Below are 19973 nucleotides of genomic sequence, written 5' to 3'. Positions count from 1 at the left end.
GAGGATCTGTAATTGAATTAAAATGTTTCAGAAAAGTAGTGCTCATATTTATGCGACCAAGTAATTATTATGCCTTGATCTGATCACTACTTGCTCTATAAGTTCAATTTATAATGATCTTGCCGTGTGGTTCCCCTTTTTGCCATACTTTAAATTTTACTTCAAGCGGGTCTTGGTGAATGCTGTCTGTGCTTTTATCTGTTTTTTCTGCTGGTTTTTTATCTAAAATAAACCAAGCAGCAATGTAAGCAACAACAATAAATGGACCACCTGATAATAGCACTGCTGTCACCACTAAAATGCGTACCAGCCAAAGCTCCATGTTAAAGTAATCGCTGATACCTGCGCACACGCCAGCTATTTTACCGCGCTCTGCGTCTCTAAATAATTCGCGTTTGGTACTCATACTTTACGTCTCCACTGCGGAGCCTCTTGATCTAATAAGGCTTCTAATGTTTCAACACGCTCTGCCATTTTATCCGCTTTTTGTGCAAGCTCTAATAATTGGCGGTGCTCGTGTTCACTTAAACCTTGGCTCACTTGTTTTTTACTACGGTAATGTAAAATTAGCCAAAGTGGGGCAACAACCACCATAAAAACAATAATCGGTGCCATCAAAACTTCTGCGTCGAACATGGTACTCTCCTGTCAATCCGTTATGTGTTTAAGCATTGGGGGACATGCCCCCATTTATTATTTTTTATCTGCTAGTTTTTTCTTAAGCTCAGCTAGCTCATCATCAATCTTTTCGTCTTGCTGAAGACCAGCAATTTCGTCAGCTAATGATTTTTTACCAAGATCATAAGACTCTATTTGTGATTCTAGACCATCGATCTTAGTTTCGTAACGTTCGAAGCGGTTTAAAGCGTCTTCAACTTTAGAGCTGTCGAGTGCTTTTTTAACTTCAAGACGTGACTCAGCTGAGCGTTGACGTAAGATGATTGCTTTTTGACGAGCTTTTGCATCAGCTAGCTTCTCTTGTAACGTGCTGACTTCTTGCTGTAGTTTCTCGATGTGAGACTCTACATGCTCAAGCTCAGTTTCAACCGCTGCGACTGCATCTGCTGACTTTTGCTTTTCAATCAGTGCTGCACGTGCTAAATCATCACGGTCTTTGCTTAGTGCTAATTCAGCTTTTTCTTGCCAGTCTGCAACTTGAACTTTTAAAGTTTCAACGCGACGTACTAGCTCTTTTTTCTCTGCAAGTGTTTTTGCTGATGTAGAGCGAACTTCTACTAATGTATCTTCCATCTCTTGGATGATCAGGCGAACCATTTTTTCTGGGTCTTCTGCTTTATCTAAGATGGCATTGATATTAGAATTAACGATGTCTGCAAAACGTGAAAAAATTCCCATAACATTTACCTCTTTGGTGTTTTAACTTAATCAGTTGGTATATCTAGTATCAATATGCTTGCCAACTTTTATAAACTTAGAATAACTTAATATATTCAAACAGTTAAACTAAATTTATAAATTTCTTTAGTTCTCATAGATAATGAAATACACTAGATCTTAGTAAAAATGACTAAGAGTTAGGGAATATGAGCCAATTTCGCCAGCAGGATAATTTACTCGGCCAATCTGACAGTTTTTTAAGTGTGCTTGATCAAGTTTCGCAACTAGCCAGTTTAGAAAAGCCAGTCCTTATTATTGGTGAGCGCGGTACGGGTAAAGAACTTATTGCTGCGCGTTTGCACTTTTTATCTAAGCGTTGGGACCAAAACTATATAAAGCTCAACTGTGCAGCGCTTAACGAAAACCTGCTCGAAAGTGAATTATTTGGTCATGAAAGTGGTGCATTCACCGGTGCTAGCAAGCGCCACGAAGGCCGCTTTGAACGTGCTAATGGCGGTACGCTATTCCTTGATGAATTAGCCAATACCTCGGCGATGGTACAAGAAAAACTACTACGCGTTATTGAATACGGCGAATTTGAACGCGTTGGTGGTAAGCAAACCGTTAAAGTCGATACCCGATTAGTCTGTGCGACCAATGAAGATTTACCAACCCTAGCTGAGCAAGGCGAATTTAGAAGCGACTTACTCGACCGCCTCGCTTTTGATGTTATTACCCTGCCCCCGCTGCGTGAACGCCAAGAAGATATCATGTTATTGGCAGAACAATTTGCAATTAACATGGCTCGCGACCTTGAGTGGGAGCTATTTAGTGGCTTTACGCGTAGCGCCATCGAAACGCTACAATCTTATGAGTGGCCGGGTAATATTCGTGAATTAAAGAATGTGGTTGAACGTAGCTTATATCGTCATGGTAACGAACATATTCCCGTTCACCAGATTATTTTAGATCCATTTGCGAGTAAATTTAGACCTAAACAGCGCGTTAAAGCTGCAGTTAGCAGTGCCCCTGTTGCAAACGTAGAAGCTGCGCCTATCGCCACGACACAAAATCAAGACGTTGTGACACTCAATAAGCCCGACATTCAATTTCCTTGTAATTTAAAGCAGCTATCTAACGACTTTGAAATTGATGTGATTAAAAAAGCGCTTGAACATAGCCAATTTAACCAAAAGAAAACTGCAGAACACTTAGAATTAACGTATCATCAATTACGTGGCTATTTGAAAAAATACAATTTATTAGATCAGCAGCAATAGTTAGAGGCTAATCAGGTGTTTAAACCGTTACTTGCTTTGTCTTTGGTGTGCTTAGTAGGCTGCCTAGATAACGAAGAAAAAACCACAGAACAAAAAAACCAGGGCTTAGTCTATTGCGCTGAAGCAAACCCTGTGTCGTTTAATCCGCAAGTGACAACGACGGGTTCAACTATCGATATTATCGCCAATCAGCTTTATGATCGCCTGTTAAGTATTGATCCGGTGTCTGCCGAGTTTAAAGCAGAGCTGGCAACTGATTGGAAAATTAGCCCAGACGGCAAAGCAATCACCTTTACCCTGCGTAAAGGGGTTAAATTTCATACCACAAAATACTTTACCCCAAGCCGTGATTTTAACGCTGATGATGTAATTTTTACTTTCAGCCGCTTATTCGACGTTTATAACCCTTATCACTTTGTTGGTGATGCCAGTTACCCTTATTTTCAAAGTGTGGGTATTGATCAGCTTATTCGTCGTATTGTGCGTGTTTCTGATTACCAAGTACGGTTTGAGCTTTATAATGCTGAAAGCAGCTTTTTAGCAAACCTAGCAACCGACTTTGCCGTGGTGTTATCCGAAGAATACGCCATGCAGCTTAAAGCGCGAAATCAAGAAAACTTATTTGACCAATACCCAGTGGGTACTGGCCCTTATGTATATAAAGAATATCGTCGCGACCGTTTAATTCGCTATTACCGCAACCCAGACTACTGGAAACACCCGGTTGTGCTTGAGCAACTGGTGTATGACATTACGCCAAACGGCACCACACGCGTTGCGAAAATGCTCACCAAAGAGTGTGATGTTACTGCGCACCCAAGCAGCGCGCAGCTTAGTATTTTATCGCAACGTGAAGATATTAAAGTTCAAAAAGAGCAAAACTTAAATATTGGTTATTGGGCCTTTAACACAGAGCGCCCGCCTTTTGATGACGTTCGTGTACGCCAAGCACTCGCAAGCGCCATTGATGTCGATAAAATCATGCAAGCGGTATATTACGGTAACGGCATTAAAGCGCAGTCTTTACTGCCTCCGGCTTCTTGGGCATTTGAAGCGCAAAAAGCCATGCCAGAATTTAACCCAGCACTTGCCAAAACCTTACTCGCAGAGGCTGGCTACAAAAATGGCTTTGATATGAATATTTGGGCCATGCCAGTAAGCCGTATTTATAACCCCAATGCCCGTAAAATGGCTGAGTTGATGCAAAGTGATTTACGCAAGATTGGTGTGAACGTTAATATCGTCGAGTACGAGTGGAATACCTTTTTACAACGAATTGGTGAACATAGACACGATAGCGTGTTACTTGGTTGGGCTGCAGATACACCAGACCCTGATAACTTTATGAGCCCATTATTAAGCTGTACTGCGACTTTCAGTGGTAAAAACCCAGCAAATTGGTGTCACCCTGAGTTTGATCTATTACTTACTCAAGCCTTAGACACAACAGATCTTGAAAAGCGTAAACAATACTACAATCAGGCTCAGCGGATCATAGTGCAAGAGCTGCCTATTTTACCGATAGCCCATGGTATGCGCTTTCAAGCAGCAAGTAGTGATGTTAAAGGCATAAGCTTAAGCCCTTTTGGTGGCATTTCACTAGCTAACGCGAGGAAAGAATAATGATCCTAGATTATATTCTACGCCGCTTAGCACTTTTGATGTTTATGATGCTGACACTGAGTATCTTTACCTTTTCATTGAGCTTTTTGTTTCCGGGTGATGCACTAACTAACTTAAGCGGTATTACCAATAGCACCTTCTCACAAACCAGTGCTTTAGAAGAAAAATTCCATTTTACTGAAAACTACGTAGTGCAATACTTTGCCTTTTTAGAGCGTATTATTCAGGGTGATTGGGGAATTTCTTTTGCATCTGGTGAGAGTGTATTTCAACATATAAAAGACTTATTTCCAGCAACACTCGAATTGAGTCTTTATGCGCTCATTGTATCCGTCATAGTTGGCGTACCAAGTGGTATTTTAGCCGCTGCCTACTACAAACGTTGGCCTGATAAACTGATAAATTCCGGCACACTTTTTGGCTATTCAATGCCTGTTTTTTGGTTAGCGCTATTGTTGATCATGGTGTTTTCACTGCAACTCGGTTGGTTTCCGATGTCGGGCCGTATGGGTCTACTTTACGAAATTGAACCTATTACCGGCTTTATTTTAATCGATATCATATTAGGTGACTTTCCGTATGATGGCATGGCATTTTTAGATGCAATACATCATCTAACCTTGCCTACCATTGTACTTGCTATGTATCCGACCACAGTACTGGTTCGCTTTACCCGCGATTCGATGCTGAAAGTGTTAGACCAAAGCTACATTAAAACAGCACGCGCTAAAGGCTTAAACCGTGCACAGCTGATTATTCACCACGCTCTGCGTAATGCGCTGCTACCGGTTATTAAACAAATAGGTTTACAGTTTAGTACCTTGATCACCCTTGCGATGATCACCGAAGTTATTTTCTCATGGCCGGGCATTGGTCGTTGGCTTATCGATAGTATTTATCAGCGCGACTACCCTGCGATTCAAGGTGGCTTACTCGCTGTTTCTATGTTCGTTATTTTAGCTACCATTATTGCTGAGCTCACTTATACCTTATTCGACCCATTATCGCGGAACCAAGCTCATGGCAAAGTTTAATTTATTTTCTGAAGAGTCGAATAAATCGCCGTTAGCGCGATTTTGGAAAAAATTTAAAACTAATCACCCTGCTCTTGTGGGGTTATGGTTATTTATTGCTTTAGTGTTACTGGCTGTGTCTGCACCACTCCTTGCACCTTATGGCGTGAACCAACAACACAGCGATGCACTGCTGTTACCCCCATCGTGGCATGATGCAGGTGACGTACGCTTTTTATTAGGCACCGACGATTTAGGCCGAGATGTGTTATCGCGCTTGATGAATGGTGCAACCTACACCTTTGGTTTGTCGGTTGTCGCCGCTTTGATCACCACAGTAATTGGAGTATTAGTGGGTACTTTTGCTGGGATCAGCCGGGGAATTCGCTCAAGCTTTTTGAATCACTTGCTTGATATTACGTTATCTATTCCATCGCTGTTACTGGCCATCATTATTATTGCGATTCTTGGCCCAGGCTTAATGAATACAGTATGGGCGATTATTTTAGCCTTACTGCCTCAATTTATTCACTCGGTACGTAACTTAATTGTTGAAGAGCTTAACAAAGATTACATTACAGCGTTTAAACTGGATGGTGCGTCAAACTGGCATATTCTTGCTCGTGGTATCTTCCCGAATATTTACGAGCATATTGTGGTTATTTTTACCATGGCGCTTTCTACCGCTATTTTGGATATCTCGGCACTTGGCTTTTTAAAATTGGGCGCACAGCCCCCAACCACAGAATGGGGTGCTATTTTGGCTGAAAACCTTGGTTTAATTTACCTTGCCCCTTGGACTGTTGGCTTACCGGGCGTATTATTATTTTTAGCAGTACTGTCTACCAATTTAGTAGGTGACGGTTTACGCCAAGTGCTTAAAGAACGTAAGGCCGACTAATTATGCAATTACTCGATATTCGCAATCTCACGATAGAGTTACGCACCTCAGATACCGTTATTCGTGCGGTTGATAGAGTGAGCATGACCTTAAAAGAAGGTGAAGTGCATGCTTTAGTTGGCGAGTCTGGCTCAGGTAAAAGCTTAATTGCAAAAGCCATTGTTGGGGTTTTAAATAAACGCTGGCATATCACCGCTGATCGCATGCATTGGCGTGGTGTTGATTTAATGCGCTTATCTAACGAGCAACGCCGTAAACTAGTAGGTCAAGACATTGCTATGATCTACCAAGATCCGAGTCGCTGCCTAGATCCAACTGCCAAGATATTTGACCAAATTGCCGAAACCCTGCCTGCGCAAGCAACCAGTGGCTTTTTCTTAAAGCGAAATAAACAGCGTAAAGACAGAGTAAAAGCGTTAATCCACAAGGTCGGTATTAAAGATCATAAAAAGGTACTCGACAGCTACCCTCATGAGCTCTCTGAAGGGATTTGTCAAAAAGTAATGATTGCCATGGCCATTGCACGTACCCCAAAACTATTGATTGCCGATGAGCCAACTACCGCCCTTGAAAGCACCACGCGTGCGCAAGTCTTTAGGCTTCTAAAGAGCTTGAACCAGCTAAAGAACATGTCGATTTTGATGATTTCTCACGAACTTGAAGAAATTGTTGAGTGGTCTCATGGCATGCATGTTCTTTACTGCGGACAAATGGTTGAAGCTGGCCCAACTAATCGTATTTTTAGTCAGCCATATCACCCCTATACTCAAGCGCTATTAAAAAGTTTACCTGACTACGAGCAAGGGCTTGCTCACAAAGAGCCGTTTTATGCTTTAAAAGGCACCATTCCGACCTTGCAGCATTTGCCAATAGGTTGCCGCTTGGGCCCACGTTGCCCACAAGCACAAAAAGAATGTGTGGTTACCCCGAAATTGACCAAGCATCATAGTCATAGTTATGCCTGCCACTTCCCATTAATTAAGGCGATGAAATAATGCAGCCCCTACTCAAAGTTCAAGCGTTATCAAAGAGTTTTAACCTGCGCGCAGGCTTGTTCTCACGCAAACGATTCTCTGTTTTAAGAGATATTTCGTTTTGCTTAGGACAAGGTGAAACCATTGCAATTATCGGCGAAACCGGCTCAGGCAAAAGTACCTTAGCTAAATTACTCTCAGGAGCCGATAACGCTGATAAAGGGCAAATTTTGCTCGATGGTAATATCATCGAAAATGATGGCTTGCGTGATAACGACTGTCGTCATATTCGTATGATCTTCCAAGACTCTGAGGCGTCGTTGAACCCGGGTTTAACCATTGGCGACATGCTTAACGACTGCTTACAGTACAACACTGACCTAAACAAAGAAGAGCGTGAAGATAAAATTAAACAAACCCTCGCAAAAGTTGGTTTGCTGTTAGATCACCAGCACTATTACCCGCATATGTTTAGTAGTGGTCAATTACAACGTATAGCGCTTGCACGGGCTTTAATTTTAGACCCTAAGGTTGTAGTGCTCGATGAAGCGTTATCGTCTCTAGACCCGTCTGTACGCGCACAAACGGTAAACTTATTACTGCGTCTACAAAAAGATACTGGGCTTAGCTATGTACTTATTACGCATCATCTTAGTTTGGTGCGCCACATAAGCGACCAACTTGTGGTACTTGATCACGGTGAAATTGTTGAATACGGCCAAACTGAAGCGATTTTCCAAGATCCACAGTCGGTGGTGACGCAGAAGTTATTGAATTGCTGATGGTGAGCTGTCAGCTATCAGCTATCAGCTATCAGCTATCAGCTATCAGCTATCAGCCGTCAGTTTTAAGATAAATCGTCGAAAAGACACAGATTAAATATCATCAATGCCACTTCGTGCTGCCAATTTAACTGCTTTACAAATAACCTCTGCGCACTCTTTTGGCTTTAGCTGAGCGATAAAGTGTCCGCCTGAAACACTCACTTCATTGTAATTAATGCAGTTTTTAGCAAGATCATTAACCGCTTGTCTAGAAACGAGTCGATCTTTCGATGGACGAATGTAAGTCACAGGTATTGAGATGATGTTATCTGCTTTTTTAAGAGTCGCAATATTATGTAAACGATGTCTCAGCTTTATTTTATCCGCCATTTTAATTGAGTTAAAAACAGCACTTATTAGCTGGCGTTTATAATGCGAATTAAAACCAAAGTAGGTTAAGCTTTTGCGAGTGAATCGATTCTCTTTAAAAAAGACATTTGGTATTAAATGAGCTATGTGTGCAATCGGTGATGGCCTTGATATAAAGCTCGCAAGAAATACAATTCCTGCAATCTGATTAGGCTTTAACAGCTGAGTTAAGGCATACGCGATAGGCCCTGAATATGACTCTGCAACAATAAATATTCGATCATTTTTTAATTGGCCTGCAACCTCAGCCGCTTGCTGCTGATAACTCTGCCCTGAAACGTCTTCAAATGAGATAATAGTAACTTCAAATTTTCTAGAAAGCTCTTGAGCCAAATTTTCGAACAATAATCCAGTACCATCAAGGCCGGGTAACATTACAAGCTTCATAAGGGCTACACTTCTTCTCTGTCACCATGGCTTGGCGGTGTAGATGTAACGATAAAATGCAATGGTTCAGTACCTTGATTACTTAACTGATGGACTCGGCTAGCAGTTACATGCAAACCTTGTTGCGCAGTGAGTTGGTGTATTTGGCCATCAAGTTCAATGGTGGCACAGCCACTAAGTACAAAGAAAAATTGTTCGGCATGTTTATGATAGTGTTTTACTTCACCCTCACCTACTGGGACATGTTCTTGAATAACACTCAGCGCATTAGACTTTACCAAATGCCAACCGTCGCAATTGTTACCCCATGTGTAATGATCTGTGTTGTGTTTGTCTATGATACTCAAAACTTTTTATACATCCCTTGGCTTTGTGGTGCGACAAACTTGTAGCCAAGCTTTTCGTAAAAGCCGGGTTTGTCGGCGACCATAGTGACGTAACTACCTTCATAAGCGGCAGATTCAATGTAGCGGTCAACATGTTCCATAATGACACGCCCTAACCCTTGTCCTTGATATTCAGGTGATACAGCAATATCAACCACTTCAAAATTACAACCGCCATCGCCAATAACGCGGCCCATGCCAATCAACTCATCGTTTTTACGAATACAAATAGCATAAAGAGAGTTTGGTAACCCCGCCTTTGCAGCCGCTAATGAGCGTGCTGATAAGCCAGCTTTAAGGCGCATATCACAGTATTCTTCTGCGCTTGGTAGCTGCTCAATTAGACTGTACTCCATAAGGACTCCTTGTAGTTGCAACTGCTATTACCTTTAACGGTAACAAAAAAGGCGCCAGTAGGCGCCTTTTATTTAACTCGTTTTGCTAATTATTCAGCAGCTTGAGTCGCTTTTGGTACTTGCACTTCAGCTTGTGCTTTTAGTGCTGCAATAAATACCATATAGTTTTTATTCACTTGAGCCATTGTGATGTTTTGCTTTTGTTGCTCATTAATCTCAACTTCAGTCGCTGGATTAACTGCTTTTAGCGCAACAATTGCCGCATCGCCATTGTTTAGGTCAACAACTTCAACCTCTGGTGCACCTTGTGGGTGAGCCATTTTGAAAGCTTGTTGAACAATCGCTGGTGACACTGTGTAAGCTTGACGAGCAAGTGCAGCTTCTTGGCGTACTGTTAGGCCTTCAGCTTGTGCAACTTCGTTTAGGCTCTTACCAGCTTCGATCTCAGCGTATAGAGTGCGTGCTTTTTCTTTAGCAAGCTCCGATGCTTTTTGTGAAACTAACGTCGCCTTAATTTGCTCAGAAACATCTGCTAGTGCTTTCGTTGTAGCAGCTTTGTGGTCATTTACACGAACAACAACGGCATGCTCATCACCCACTTCAATTACTTCTGAGTTCATGCGGTCTTCTAACACTTCAGGTGAGAAAATAGCAGTAACAACTTGTGGGTTGTTTAACGGCTCAGGTAATGCATTGCGAGTAACAAGTTCTGTTTTCTGTACTTCAACGCCTGCTGCTTCTGCGGCATCAATTAAAGTATCTGAAATTTCGAACGCAAGTTCACCCATTTGAGTTTGCTTTTCATAGAACGCATTAATTTTCTTAGTACGCTCAAGTTCAGCGCGAAGCTCATCTTTTACGTCAGCATATGGTTTAACTTGCTGTGTTTGAATATCAGTAAGTTTGATGATGTGATAACCAAACTCTGATTCTACAACGTCAGAAATGTCACCTTTGTTTTCAAGAGCATAAGTTGCATCTTCAAACGCAGGGTCCATCATGTCACGTTCAATCCAGTCTAGGTCGCCGCCCATTTCTGCACTCACTACGTCATCAGAAGATGACTCAGCTAGCTCAGCAAAATCAGCACCGCTTTGTAACTGCGCTAGCAGCTCTTCAGCTTTCGCTTTTGCTGCATCATCGTCTTCGCTGTTATCAATTAAGATGTGCGATACACGACGTTTTTCAGGCTCAATATATTGTGCACTGTTTTGATCATAGTAAGCTTTGATATCTTCTTCTGAAACACTTGAATCAAGCGTTAAGGTAGCTGCATTTAAGTCAATGTAGCTTACAGACACTTGCTCTGGTGCTAAGAATTGCGGTTGATTCAACTCATAGTAATCAGCAATTTCTTGCTCTGTTACTTCGATACCTGCTTGTAATGATTCTTTCGCAACAACTAAGTAATCAATACTGCGCGTTTGCTGTTGTAGAGCAACGCTGTTGTTTAATTCATTTTCTAAGATGAAATCTGTACCAGCAACAGCACCTACTAATTGGCTGCGTGTCATGTCTTCACGTAAATATTCACGGAAAGCATCTGGTTGGAAATTCATTTGACGAATAACTTGTAAGTAGCGGTCGTTGCTAAACTGGCCGCCTACTTGGAAGTAAGGCATTTCTAAAATTGCTTTACGAACGCTTTCGTCACTTACACGAAGACCTAATTCTGCCGCTAGTTGAGTTTGCAATTCTTGTTGTACTAAACGGTCGATTACGCCTTGGCGAATTTGTGCCATGTAATTTGGATCAGCTGCGATTTGTGCGAAGTATTCGCCAAATTGTTGTTCTAAACGGTTACGTTCGTTTTGGAATGCACGGCTGAATTCGGTTTGGCTAATTTTAACTCCATTTACTTCTGCAACGGGTTGCTCTGTGGTTTGTCCTAAATAACCACCGATCCCAGCTAAAGCAAAAGATAAAATCACCGCGCCTAAAATAATTTTGGCTGCAGGTCCCTGCGAACCTTCTCTGATTTTCTCAAGCATTTATCTATCTCTATTCTGATCAGGTACAAATTAACCCTGCTCATGTAAAAAAAGCGTATCTTACCAGATACGCTTTTTCACTTGAAGTAACTGGTGATAAGTTACCTAAATTCAATTTAAGTGTGATTAGGTATCTCTCACCAACTAATCTTTAATGATTAGTTTACTGCGTCTTTCAGCGCTTTACCTGCTTTGAAAGAAGGAATGTTTGCTGCAGCAATCTGGATAGTCTCACCAGTTTGCGGGTTGCGACCTGAACGCGCTGCACGCTCACGTACAGAGAAAGTACCAAAGCCAACTAGCGCTACTGAATCGCCATCTTTAAGAGCGCCTGAAACAGCCTCGATGAATGAATCTAGTGCACGACCTGCAGCCGCTTTAGAAATGTCAGCGTCAGCTGCGATTTGATCGATTAATTGAGATTTATTCACAATATCATCCTCTTTCATTGTTATTATCAAGAGCGATTGTTTTTATAAAAAATAACATCACTGTTTTGAAAATTTATGAGCAAATTAAGTTTATGCTCAGTTTATTATATTTTTCTCAACCCTAGGCCACATAAGGCCTAGGCTTGAAAACTAGTGCTTAACTTATCATACCCTTTGTATTTGAAAAGCCCCTAAATGCACTTTTTTGCGGTTTTTTACTGGTTTTTTTCAGTTTCGACAGAAAAACTCTCTACTGGGTGCTTCAAAGCCAGTTTTAAAACGTCATCAATCCATGTAACTGGGTGAATTTCAAGGCCCTCTAATACGTTGTCTGGGATCTCTTTTAAGTCACGTTCGTTAATTTTTGGAATAATTACGGTTTTAATTCCACCACGATGCGCTGCCAGTAGCTTTTCTTTTAAGCCACCAATTGGTAATACTTCACCACGTAATGTGATTTCACCTGTCATTGCTACATCTGAGCGCACTGGATTACCCGTTAAGCTCGATACCAAACCAGTTACCATGGCAATACCAGCACTTGGGCCATCTTTTGGTGTTGCACCTTCTGGCACGTGAACATGAATGTCACGTTTCTCATAGAAGTCGCTATTAATGCGAAGTTTTTCAGCACGATTACGAACAACCGTCATCGCAGCCTGAATTGACTCTTGCATTACATCACCAAGCGAACCTGTGTAAGTTAGCTTGCCTTTACCTGGTACAGCTGCTGATTCAATAGTCAGTAAATCACCACCTACTTCAGTCCACGCAAGACCCGTTACTTGGCCAATACGGTCACCGTCTTCAGCTTTACCATAATCAAAGCGTTGTACGCCTAAGAACTCTTCAAGGTTGTTATCGTCGATAAGGACCTTTTTAGTGTCTTTATCAAGCAGGATGTTTTTAACTGCTTTACGGCATAGTTTTGACACTTCACGCTCTAAGTTACGAACGCCCGCTTCACGTGTGTAGTAGCGGATAATGCCAATAATTGCGCTGTCAGCAATTTCAACTTCATGCTCTTTTAAACCATTGCGCTTAACTTGTTTTGGAATCAAGTGCTGTTTAGCAATGTTTAGCTTCTCGTCTTCGGTGTAACCCGAAAGGCGAATCACTTCCATACGGTCTAATAACGGACCTGGGATATTAAAGCTATTTGATGTTGCCACGAACATCACGTCAGATAAGTCGTAATCAACTTCTAAGTAGTGATCGGCAAAATGACTGTTTTGCTCAGGATCAAGTACTTCAAGTAGTGCTGATGCAGGGTCGCCACGCATATCTGATGACATCTTATCGATTTCATCTAATAAGAATAATGGGTTCTTTACACCAACTTTAGTCATATTCTGGATTAACTTACCAGGCATAGAACCAATGTAAGTACGGCGGTGACCACGGATTTCCGCTTCGTCACGAACGCCACCTAATGCCATACGCACATATTTACGACCTGTAGAGCGTGCGATTGACTGACCTAGTGAAGTCTTACCTACACCAGGAGGACCGACTAAACATAAAATTGGGCCTTTAAGCTTATTAGTGCGTTGTTGCACCGCTAGATACTCAATAATACGCTCTTTAACTTTATCTAAGCCGTAATGATCACTATCTAAAATCTTTTGTGCGCCAGCTAAGTCTTTTTTCACCTTAGAGCGTTTTTTCCAAGGTACATTGATTAGCGTATCAATATACGAGCGCACGACGGTTGCTTCCGCCGACATCGGCGACATCATTTTTAATTTAGATAACTCAGCGTTTGCTTTCTCTTGCGCTTCTTTAGGCATACCAGACTCTTCGATGCGTTTTTTAATTGCTTCGAATTCATCGGGTACATCATCAAGTTCGCCAAGCTCTTTTTGAATCGCTTTCATTTGCTCGTTGAGATAATACTCACGCTGGGACTTTTCCATCTGCTTTTTCACGCGAGTACGGATTTTTTTCTCAACTTGCAGTAAGTCAATCTCGCCTTCCATCAGCGCCATTAAGTATTCAAGACGCTCAGTCACATCGGCAATCTCAAGCACTTTTTGCTTTTCAGGTACCTTAAGCGGCATGTGTGCTGCCATGGTATCAGCAAGACGCGCAGCTTCATCAATGCCAGACACAGAAGTAAGTACTTCAGGTGGGATCTTCTTATTAAGCTTTACATAGCCTTCAAATTGGCTAATTGCGCTGCGAATAAAGATATCTTGTTCTTGCTCGTCGATATGGCTTGATTCGATGAACTGTGCTTCAGCCACAAAGAAATCATCGTTATCTAAAAACGTTTCAACGCTTGCACGTTGTGTGCCTTCAACAAGCACTTTAACGGTGCCATCAGGTAACTTTAATAACTGAAGTACTGTGGCAATGGTGCCAACACGGTAGATATCATCTTGCTGCGGATCATCAACAGAGGCGTCTTTTTGCGCCACTAGGAAAATTTGTTTGTCCTTGTCCATCGCCGCTTCTAGGCATTTTATTGATTTTTCACGACCAACAAATAGCGGGATCACCATGTGTGGATAAACCACTACATCGCGCAGTGCCAACACGGGGATTTCGACTCGATCTGTTCTCTCAAGCGTCATTATATTCTCTTCGCACTTCATTTATTTTAAAGATTACTCAAGTATATGGGGATATGTAAGGGAAAGTTCAACATATTTATAAAAAAAGGAGCCTTTGGCTCCTTTTTCGTGTTCAACTGCTTAACTTTTAAACTATTACAGCTTTATTCTGATGCAGCTTTGTCTTGGTTACCGCTTTGGTAAATCAAAATTGGGTCTGACTCACCTTTAATAACGGTTTCATCAATAACCACTTTGCTAACATCATCCATCGAAGGTAATTCATACATAGTATCAAGTAATACGCCTTCAACGATTGAACGTAAGCCACGAGCACCAGTCTTACGCTCCATTGCTTTATGAGCAATTGCGCTAAGTGCATCTTCGCGGAACTCAAGCTCAACATCTTCCATCGCAAACAATGCAGAGAACTGTTTAGTTAATGCATTTTTTGGTTCGCTAAGAATTTGAATAAGCGCTGCTTCATCTAGCTCTGTAAGTGTCGCAACAACCGGAAGACGACCGATGAACTCAGGGATTAAACCGTATTTCACTAAATCTTCTGGTTCAACATCTTTAAATGTTTCACTTAAGCTACGGCTACCTGATGATTGCTTAACTTCAGCACCAAAACCAATACCGGTATTTTTATGGCTGCGTTGTTCAATCACTTTATCTAGGCCAGCAAACGCACCGCCACAGATAAATAGGATCTTAGATGTATCAACTTGCAAGAATTCTTGCTGTGGATGCTTACGGCCGCCTTGTGGTGGCACAGATGCAACCGTCCCTTCAATTAGCTTAAGTAAGGCTTGTTGTACACCTTCGCCCGATACGTCACGGGTGATCGATGGATTGTCAGACTTACGAGAAATCTTGTCGATTTCATCGATGTAAACAATACCACGTTGTGCTTTTTCTACGTCGTAATCACATTTTTGCAGCAGCTTTTGAATGATGTTTTCAACGTCTTCACCTACATAACCTGCTTCAGTTAGTGTCGTTGCATCCGCCATCGTGAATGGTACATCAAGTAAACGAGCCATGGTTTCAGCAAGTAATGTTTTACCACTACCTGTAGGACCGATTAGTAGAATATTACTCTTACCAAGCTCAATATCTGCATTGATTGTTTGATTACGTAAACGTTTGTAGTGATTGTATACCGCAACCGACAGCACTTTTTTCGCGTGGTCTTGGCCAATCACGTAATCATCTAAGTGATTACGAATTTCTTTCGGCACAGGCAGTTTATCAGACGCATTATGCTTCGGCGCAATGTCTTTGATTTCTTCCCTGATAATATCGTTACACAGCTCAACACATTCATCGCAAATATATACTGAAGGACCAGCAATTAGTTTGCGAACTTCGTGCTGGCTTTTGCCGCAGAAAGAGCAGTATAACAATTTATTACTTTTGTCGCCGTCTGTAGGAGTGTCAGACATTCAGCTACCTCATTTATTACGTTGGCAGTAGCACTAGGCCACTGCTAATTCACTATGTTTAACTATATCAAAGAATATTAGTTTTCGCATAGTAAAGGGTGATAGCTAACAATACGTTATTATTAGCTATTCAGATTACTTCGATTCGCGGCTTGAAAATACTGAATCAACTAGGCCGTATTCAACCGCTTCGCTTGCGCTCATGAAGTTGTCGCGATCGGTATCACGAGAAACCACATCGAGTGGCTGGCCAGTATGTTCAGCCATTAAACGGTTTAGCTTATCTTTAATTGATAAGATTTCACGGGCATGAATTTCAAAGTCAGATGCCTGACCTTGGAAACCACCTAATGGTTGGTGGATCATTACACGTGAGTTAGGTAAACAAAAACGCTTACCTTTAGCACCACCTGATAGCAAAAATGCACCCATGCTTGCCGCTTGGCCAACACAAATTGTGCTTACATCAGGCTTGATAAAATTCATTGTATCGTAAATTGCCATACCCGCAGTCACAGAACCGCCTGGCGAATTGATATAAAGATAAATATCTTTTTCTGGGTTTTCTGATTCTAAAAACAGCATTTGCGCAAGAATCAAATTAGCCATGTTATCTTCTACTTGGCCAGTTAAGAAAATAATGCGCTCTTTTAAAAGACGTGAGTAAATATCATATGAGCGCTCACCTTTAGCTGTTTGTTCGACAACCATAGGGACTAGTGCGTTTAGAGGGTCTATCATACCGCTATTCATTCTTATTTAATTCCTTATCCGCTGCGACTCATCCTTACTATAAGGAAAGCACATTTATACTAATGTAAATTAAGCTGTCTATTCAATCTTTATAACTATATAGGAACTTATCAGAACAAATTCAATCCTCGTCGAAAAAAGTTCTGAAATAACATCAGTATTGTTGGTTTTTTTGAAACTGATACCACAAACTAAAATGGCCCGAGTACGCTGTATAAATACAGGGTAACACGAGCCATTTAATCGCTAGCGAGAGCTTAAGTCAATGACTTATTAAGCACCTTGCTGTGGATTCATGATGTCGTCGAATGCTTTTTCAACGTCAGTCACGTTTGCTTTAGCTAGGATAGCTTCAACTGCTTGCTCTTCCATCGCTACGTTGCGCATTTGCTGCATAAGCTGATCGTTTGCTTTGTAGTACTCTACTACTTCAGTTGGATCTTCGTATGCAGAAGCTACAGTTGCGATTAACTCTTCAACTTTAGCGTCGTCAACTTTAAGCTCGTTCGCTTTAATTACTTCACCTAGTAATAGGCCAGTCTTAACGCGAGTTACAGCTTGCTCGTGGAATAATTCAGCTGGAAGCTCAGGCATGTTTTTAGCGTCGCCACCGAAACGTTGTGCAGCTTGCTGACGTAGCGCATCAATTTCTTGATCTACTAGCGCTTTTGGCACTTCGATTTCGTTGTTAGCTAAAAGACCTTTGATAGCTTGATCTTTAACGTTAGCTTTAACTGCTTGGTCAAGCTCACGTGTCATGTTCTTTTTAACTTCTTCTTTAAGAGCGTCAACACCGCCTTCAGCTACACCGAATTTAGTTGCGAACTCGTCGTTAAGCTCAGGAAGCTCTTGAGTTTCAACTTTCTTAACAGTGATTGCGAAAGTAGCTGCTTTACCTTTAAGGTTTTCAGCGTGGTACTCTTCAGGGAAAGTTACTTCAGCAACAACTTCTTCGCCCGCTTTTTTGCCAACGATGTTGTCTTCGAAACCTGGGATCATACGACCTTGACCAAGTTCTAGTGGGAAGTCTTCAGCTTTACCGCCTTCGAACTCTTCGCCTTCGATAGAACCAACGAAGTCGATAGTTACACGATCGTTCTCGCCAGCAGCTGCGTCAACTTCAGCCCAAGAAGCGTGTTGCTTACGTAGAGTTTCTAGCATGTTAGCTAGGTCTTCGTCAGTTACAGATACAGCTGGCTTTTCAACAGCGATTTTATCTAAACCTTGGATTTCAACTTCTGGGTAAACTTCGAAAGTTGCATCGAATTCTAAATCTTTACCAGCTTCTAACGCTTTAGGAGCGAAAGTAGGTGAACCAGCTGGGTTAATTTTTTCAGAAACGATTGCTTCGATGTAGTTGCGTTGCATTAATTCGCCAGCAACTTCTTGACGTACTGCAGCACCGTAACGCTTGTTGATGATAGACGCTGGTACTTTACCTGGACGGAAACCATCGATACGCTGGGTTTTAGACAGTTGTTGTAAGCGTTTTTTTACTTCAGTCTCAACGTTCTCTGCAGGAACGGTGATGGTCAGACGGCGCTCAAGGCCTTGAGTCGTCTCAACAGAAACTTGCATGATTTACCTCAATCTTCAATTTTGGCGACTGTTCGCCTTCCTTACAAACAAGGTGATCTCCATGAGTGATAGCAAGTTTTAACGCTGAAAATTTCAACTTAAAACGGCGCATTGTAACCATGAGATACCATTGCTGCTTTGCCCCTATGGGCACTATGTTAAACAATAGACGCGGCATTATAACCTAATATTTATGATAGTCGAGTCTGGGGGGCAATTATTTGGCGTATATAGCAGCAATCAGCGTTTAAATGCGTAAAAAACGAACGCAACAAAATAACAAAGGAGAATTAAGCTGAATTAAAGGATGTATTTAGAAATTTAGAAGTGGTCGGCGATGCAGAATTTGAACCTGAGACTGAATTGGATATACCCAAACCAATCGTTCTTTGACCATAATTCTTTAAAAGTGGTCGGCGATGCAGGATTTGAACCTGCGACCCCTTGGACCCAAACCAAGTGCGCTACCAAACTGCGCTAATCGCCGATACTGAGAGAAGTTTTGAAAATAAAGACCGCTTATTAAAAGTGGTCGGCGATGCAAAATTTGCACCTTCGACTGAATTGGATATACCCAAACCAATCGTTCTTTGACCTTGAACTTTCCAAAAGTGGTCGGCGATGCAGGATTTGAACCTGCGACCCCTTGGACCCAAACCAAGTGCGCTACCAAACTGCGCTAATCGCCGATATCTTAGAGTAAATTGGGGTGACTGATGGGGCTCGAACCCACGACAACCGGAATCACAATCCGGGGCTCTACCAACTGAGCTACAATCACCACGGCATTTACATATTTTCAAATGGCGCACCCGGAAGGATTCGAACCTTTATATCCACCTAAACCAACCATTAAACTATGGGTGGGTGGGTTAAAACATAAATTTCGTATAACAATCCTACAAGGAAAAATCCCTTTGTTTATAACGCCTTCGAGACTCTCCGTGAGTTCTCTAAACAACGAGGCGCATTATATATAGCTCATTTCCAAAGTCAAACTTTTTTATGCACTTAATGCATAAAAAAACAAACAAACCTAGTGCATATATACGCACATATAAATTAGGTAAAACGTTACTAGTGAATTGCTAATTATAGCTATTCTTTTAGTAGAGAGTAAGGCAAGCGCTCTACCCTCTTAAACATTAATGTTTCAGTTCAGTACATACCAATCCCTAATGAGACGATGACTACACTATTTTACCCCATACGCATTGCGTATTAATTTTCTATGGTTACTTTCTTTCTATACATATCTGCCCGTATATAGATAGTGGATATTTGCAACTCTAAATTTTTTTAATTTTTCTAAGTGACTTTCTCAATCGAAAATTTCAAAAGCTGTATAAAAATTTCAAATAAAATATATAGTTATCGAACAATGCTAATTACTTGTTCACGTGCAGTGCTCATTGTGTATTATTTACTTTATACAAATCAATAAGTTAATATCAATTTATTGTTTGAGAAATAATAAGATATAAACATGAAAGAAGACCAATTGCCGGTAGAATCCTTTGAAGAGCTAAATAGGGAATTACCATCTTTTCCACAGCCGGACTACTCACTTCAAATGCCCTCGAATGCGAAGGGCTATGTCGTCATTGGCAACTGCCTTGGGTCAAAAGAACAGCTTTTAATAAGTGAAATAATAAATAAACTCCCTCCTTTAAAGAAAGTATTCATTATTTATGAGCAGCCTTTGCAAGCTACTCCAGAGTTTGTCGCGGAAAATTTCAGTAGGCCAATTGAAAGAATCATTACGC

Annotated in this window: 17 protein-coding genes, 3 tRNA genes and 2 pseudogenes; 7 read left to right on the top strand and 15 right to left on the bottom strand. The window is 41.4% G+C overall.

Translation table 11 applies throughout. The features are described from left to right. Nucleotides 1-127: 127 nt before the first annotated feature. The 3 genes and pseudogenes from pspC to pspA form a co-directional block, all read right to left on the bottom strand. Nucleotides 128-406: pseudogene (gene pspC / locus L1272_RS20915) on the bottom strand (envelope stress response membrane protein PspC); the annotation flags it as partial. Continuing rightward, nucleotides 403-636 (bottom strand): envelope stress response membrane protein PspB, encoded by a 234-nt coding sequence (gene pspB, locus L1272_RS20910; protein ID WP_036969793.1) that lies wholly within the window; start codon nucleotides 634-636, stop codon nucleotides 403-405. The gene pspB and the pseudogene pspC, both read right to left, overlap by 4 nt. Nucleotides 637-693: 57 nt before the next feature. Next, nucleotides 694-1356 carry a phage shock protein PspA gene (gene pspA / locus L1272_RS20905; RefSeq protein WP_054553137.1) on the bottom strand — a complete coding sequence of 221 codons (663 nt, stop codon included), beginning with the start codon at nucleotides 1354-1356 and terminating at the stop codon, nucleotides 694-696. A 188-nt stretch (nucleotides 1357-1544) separates the two neighbouring features. Between pspA and pspF the strand changes: the two genes are divergently transcribed. From pspF to L1272_RS20875, 6 genes are read left to right on the top strand one after another with little or no spacing between them, the layout of a single operon-like run. Further along, on the top strand, nucleotides 1545-2618 hold the full coding sequence (gene pspF, locus L1272_RS20900) for a phage shock protein operon transcriptional activator (RefSeq protein ID WP_054562065.1): 1074 nt from the start codon (nucleotides 1545-1547) through the stop codon (nucleotides 2616-2618). Between the two features lie 15 nt (nucleotides 2619-2633). Then, a complete protein-coding gene (locus L1272_RS20895; protein WP_054562066.1) occupies nucleotides 2634-4241 on the top strand; it encodes an ABC transporter substrate-binding protein in 1608 nt (535 codons plus the stop codon). Next, on the top strand, nucleotides 4241-5275 hold the full coding sequence (locus L1272_RS20890) for an ABC transporter permease (RefSeq protein WP_235374209.1): 1035 nt from the start codon (nucleotides 4241-4243) through the stop codon (nucleotides 5273-5275). The genes L1272_RS20895 and L1272_RS20890 overlap by 1 nt, the downstream gene beginning before the upstream one ends. Beyond that, nucleotides 5262-6155 carry an ABC transporter permease subunit gene (locus L1272_RS20885; RefSeq protein WP_054562068.1) on the top strand — a complete coding sequence of 298 codons (894 nt, stop codon included), beginning with the start codon at nucleotides 5262-5264 and terminating at the stop codon, nucleotides 6153-6155. The genes L1272_RS20890 and L1272_RS20885 overlap by 14 nt, the downstream gene beginning before the upstream one ends. A 2-nt stretch (nucleotides 6156-6157) precedes the next feature. Then, the gene (locus L1272_RS20880; protein ID WP_054562069.1) at nucleotides 6158-7150 is read left to right on the top strand and encodes a peptide ABC transporter ATP-binding protein; all 993 of its coding nucleotides are present in this window, start codon (nucleotides 6158-6160) and stop codon (nucleotides 7148-7150) included. Further along, complete coding sequence (locus L1272_RS20875; RefSeq protein ID WP_235374208.1) at nucleotides 7150-7911, top strand: ATP-binding cassette domain-containing protein; 762 nt, start codon at nucleotides 7150-7152, stop codon at nucleotides 7909-7911. The genes L1272_RS20880 and L1272_RS20875 overlap by 1 nt, the downstream gene beginning before the upstream one ends. Before the next feature lie 93 nt (nucleotides 7912-8004). On the opposite strand, the gene L1272_RS20870 is transcribed toward L1272_RS20875, so the two are convergent. The 12 genes from L1272_RS20870 to L1272_RS20815 form a co-directional block, all read right to left on the bottom strand. After that, on the bottom strand, nucleotides 8005-8709 hold the full coding sequence (locus tag L1272_RS20870; protein ID WP_235374207.1) for an alpha/beta fold hydrolase: 705 nt from the start codon (nucleotides 8707-8709) through the stop codon (nucleotides 8005-8007). 5 nt (nucleotides 8710-8714) lie between these two features. Further along, nucleotides 8715-9056: a cupin domain-containing protein gene (locus tag L1272_RS20865; protein WP_235374206.1), complete on the bottom strand. Its 342-nt coding sequence runs from the start codon at nucleotides 9054-9056 to the stop codon at nucleotides 8715-8717. Further along, on the bottom strand, nucleotides 9053-9451 hold the full coding sequence (locus L1272_RS20860; protein ID WP_054553144.1) for a GNAT family N-acetyltransferase: 399 nt from the start codon (nucleotides 9449-9451) through the stop codon (nucleotides 9053-9055). The genes L1272_RS20865 and L1272_RS20860 overlap by 4 nt, the downstream gene beginning before the upstream one ends. Before the next feature lie 89 nt (nucleotides 9452-9540). Further along, the gene (ppiD, locus tag L1272_RS20855; protein ID WP_235374205.1) at nucleotides 9541-11442 is read right to left on the bottom strand and encodes a peptidylprolyl isomerase; all 1902 of its coding nucleotides are present in this window, start codon (nucleotides 11440-11442) and stop codon (nucleotides 9541-9543) included. 158 nt (nucleotides 11443-11600) lie between these two features. Further along, entirely contained in the window at nucleotides 11601-11891 is a 291-nt protein-coding gene (locus tag L1272_RS20850) for an HU family DNA-binding protein (RefSeq protein ID WP_175580427.1), read from the bottom strand. Between the two features lie 197 nt (nucleotides 11892-12088). Continuing rightward, nucleotides 12089-14449 (bottom strand): endopeptidase La, encoded by a 2361-nt coding sequence (gene lon, locus L1272_RS20845; protein ID WP_054553146.1) that lies wholly within the window; start codon nucleotides 14447-14449, stop codon nucleotides 12089-12091. A 143-nt stretch (nucleotides 14450-14592) separates the two neighbouring features. Continuing rightward, nucleotides 14593-15876: an ATP-dependent protease ATP-binding subunit ClpX gene (clpX, locus tag L1272_RS20840; protein ID WP_054553147.1), complete on the bottom strand. Its 1284-nt coding sequence runs from the start codon at nucleotides 15874-15876 to the stop codon at nucleotides 14593-14595. 135 nt (nucleotides 15877-16011) lie between these two features. Continuing rightward, nucleotides 16012-16629: an ATP-dependent Clp endopeptidase proteolytic subunit ClpP gene (clpP, locus tag L1272_RS20835; protein ID WP_054553148.1), complete on the bottom strand. Its 618-nt coding sequence runs from the start codon at nucleotides 16627-16629 to the stop codon at nucleotides 16012-16014. 273 nt (nucleotides 16630-16902) lie between these two features. Beyond that, nucleotides 16903-18207 carry a trigger factor gene (gene tig, locus L1272_RS20830; RefSeq protein WP_054553149.1) on the bottom strand — a complete coding sequence of 435 codons (1305 nt, stop codon included), beginning with the start codon at nucleotides 18205-18207 and terminating at the stop codon, nucleotides 16903-16905. A 410-nt stretch (nucleotides 18208-18617) separates the two neighbouring features. Further along, nucleotides 18618-18694, bottom strand: a tRNA-Pro gene (locus L1272_RS20825). Between the two features lie 125 nt (nucleotides 18695-18819). Then, nucleotides 18820-18896 (bottom strand) — tRNA-Pro (locus L1272_RS20820). Nucleotides 18897-18912: 16 nt separating this feature from the next. After that, nucleotides 18913-18988: transfer RNA gene (locus tag L1272_RS20815), tRNA-His, on the bottom strand. 705 nt (nucleotides 18989-19693) lie between these two features. Here L1272_RS20815 and L1272_RS20810 point away from each other — a divergent pair. Next, a pseudogene (locus L1272_RS20810) lies at nucleotides 19694-19973 on the top strand (hypothetical protein); the annotation flags it as partial.

The sequence above is a fragment of the Pseudoalteromonas sp. PAST1 genome, from assembly GCF_021532515.1.
Classification (GTDB): domain Bacteria; phylum Pseudomonadota; class Gammaproteobacteria; order Enterobacterales; family Alteromonadaceae; genus Pseudoalteromonas; species Pseudoalteromonas simplex.
The sequence above is the reverse complement of the archived record's forward strand: the minus strand, read 5'-3'. Positions and strand labels throughout refer to the sequence as shown.

What these genes read in the sequence shown, in the direction of transcription:
- pspB (WP_036969793.1), bottom strand. Translation starts at nt 636, where the DNA reads ATGTTCGACGCAGAAGTTTTGATGGCACCGATTATTGTTTTTATGGTG.
- pspA (WP_054553137.1), bottom strand. Translation starts at nt 1,356, where the DNA reads ATGGGAATTTTTTCACGTTTTGCAGACATCGTTAATTCTAATATCAAT.
- pspF (WP_054562065.1), top strand. Translation starts at nt 1,545, where the DNA reads ATGAGCCAATTTCGCCAGCAGGATAATTTACTCGGCCAATCTGACAGT.
- L1272_RS20890 (WP_235374209.1), top strand. Translation starts at nt 4,241, where the DNA reads ATGATCCTAGATTATATTCTACGCCGCTTAGCACTTTTGATGTTTATG.
- L1272_RS20885 (WP_054562068.1), top strand. Translation starts at nt 5,262, where the DNA reads ATGGCAAAGTTTAATTTATTTTCTGAAGAGTCGAATAAATCGCCGTTA.
- L1272_RS20880 (WP_054562069.1), top strand. Translation starts at nt 6,158, where the DNA reads ATGCAATTACTCGATATTCGCAATCTCACGATAGAGTTACGCACCTCA.
- L1272_RS20875 (WP_235374208.1), top strand. Translation starts at nt 7,150, where the DNA reads ATGCAGCCCCTACTCAAAGTTCAAGCGTTATCAAAGAGTTTTAACCTG.
- L1272_RS20870 (WP_235374207.1), bottom strand. Translation starts at nt 8,709, where the DNA reads ATGAAGCTTGTAATGTTACCCGGCCTTGATGGTACTGGATTATTGTTC.
- L1272_RS20860 (WP_054553144.1), bottom strand. Translation starts at nt 9,451, where the DNA reads ATGGAGTACAGTCTAATTGAGCAGCTACCAAGCGCAGAAGAATACTGT.
- ppiD (WP_235374205.1), bottom strand. Translation starts at nt 11,442, where the DNA reads ATGCTTGAGAAAATCAGAGAAGGTTCGCAGGGACCTGCAGCCAAAATT.
- L1272_RS20850 (WP_175580427.1), bottom strand. Translation starts at nt 11,891, where the DNA reads ATGAAAGAGGATGATATTGTGAATAAATCTCAATTAATCGATCAAATC.
- lon (WP_054553146.1), bottom strand. Translation starts at nt 14,449, where the DNA reads ATGACGCTTGAGAGAACAGATCGAGTCGAAATCCCCGTGTTGGCACTG.
- clpX (WP_054553147.1), bottom strand. Translation starts at nt 15,876, where the DNA reads ATGTCTGACACTCCTACAGACGGCGACAAAAGTAATAAATTGTTATAC.
- clpP (WP_054553148.1), bottom strand. Translation starts at nt 16,629, where the DNA reads ATGAATAGCGGTATGATAGACCCTCTAAACGCACTAGTCCCTATGGTT.
- tig (WP_054553149.1), bottom strand. Translation starts at nt 18,207, where the DNA reads ATGCAAGTTTCTGTTGAGACGACTCAAGGCCTTGAGCGCCGTCTGACC.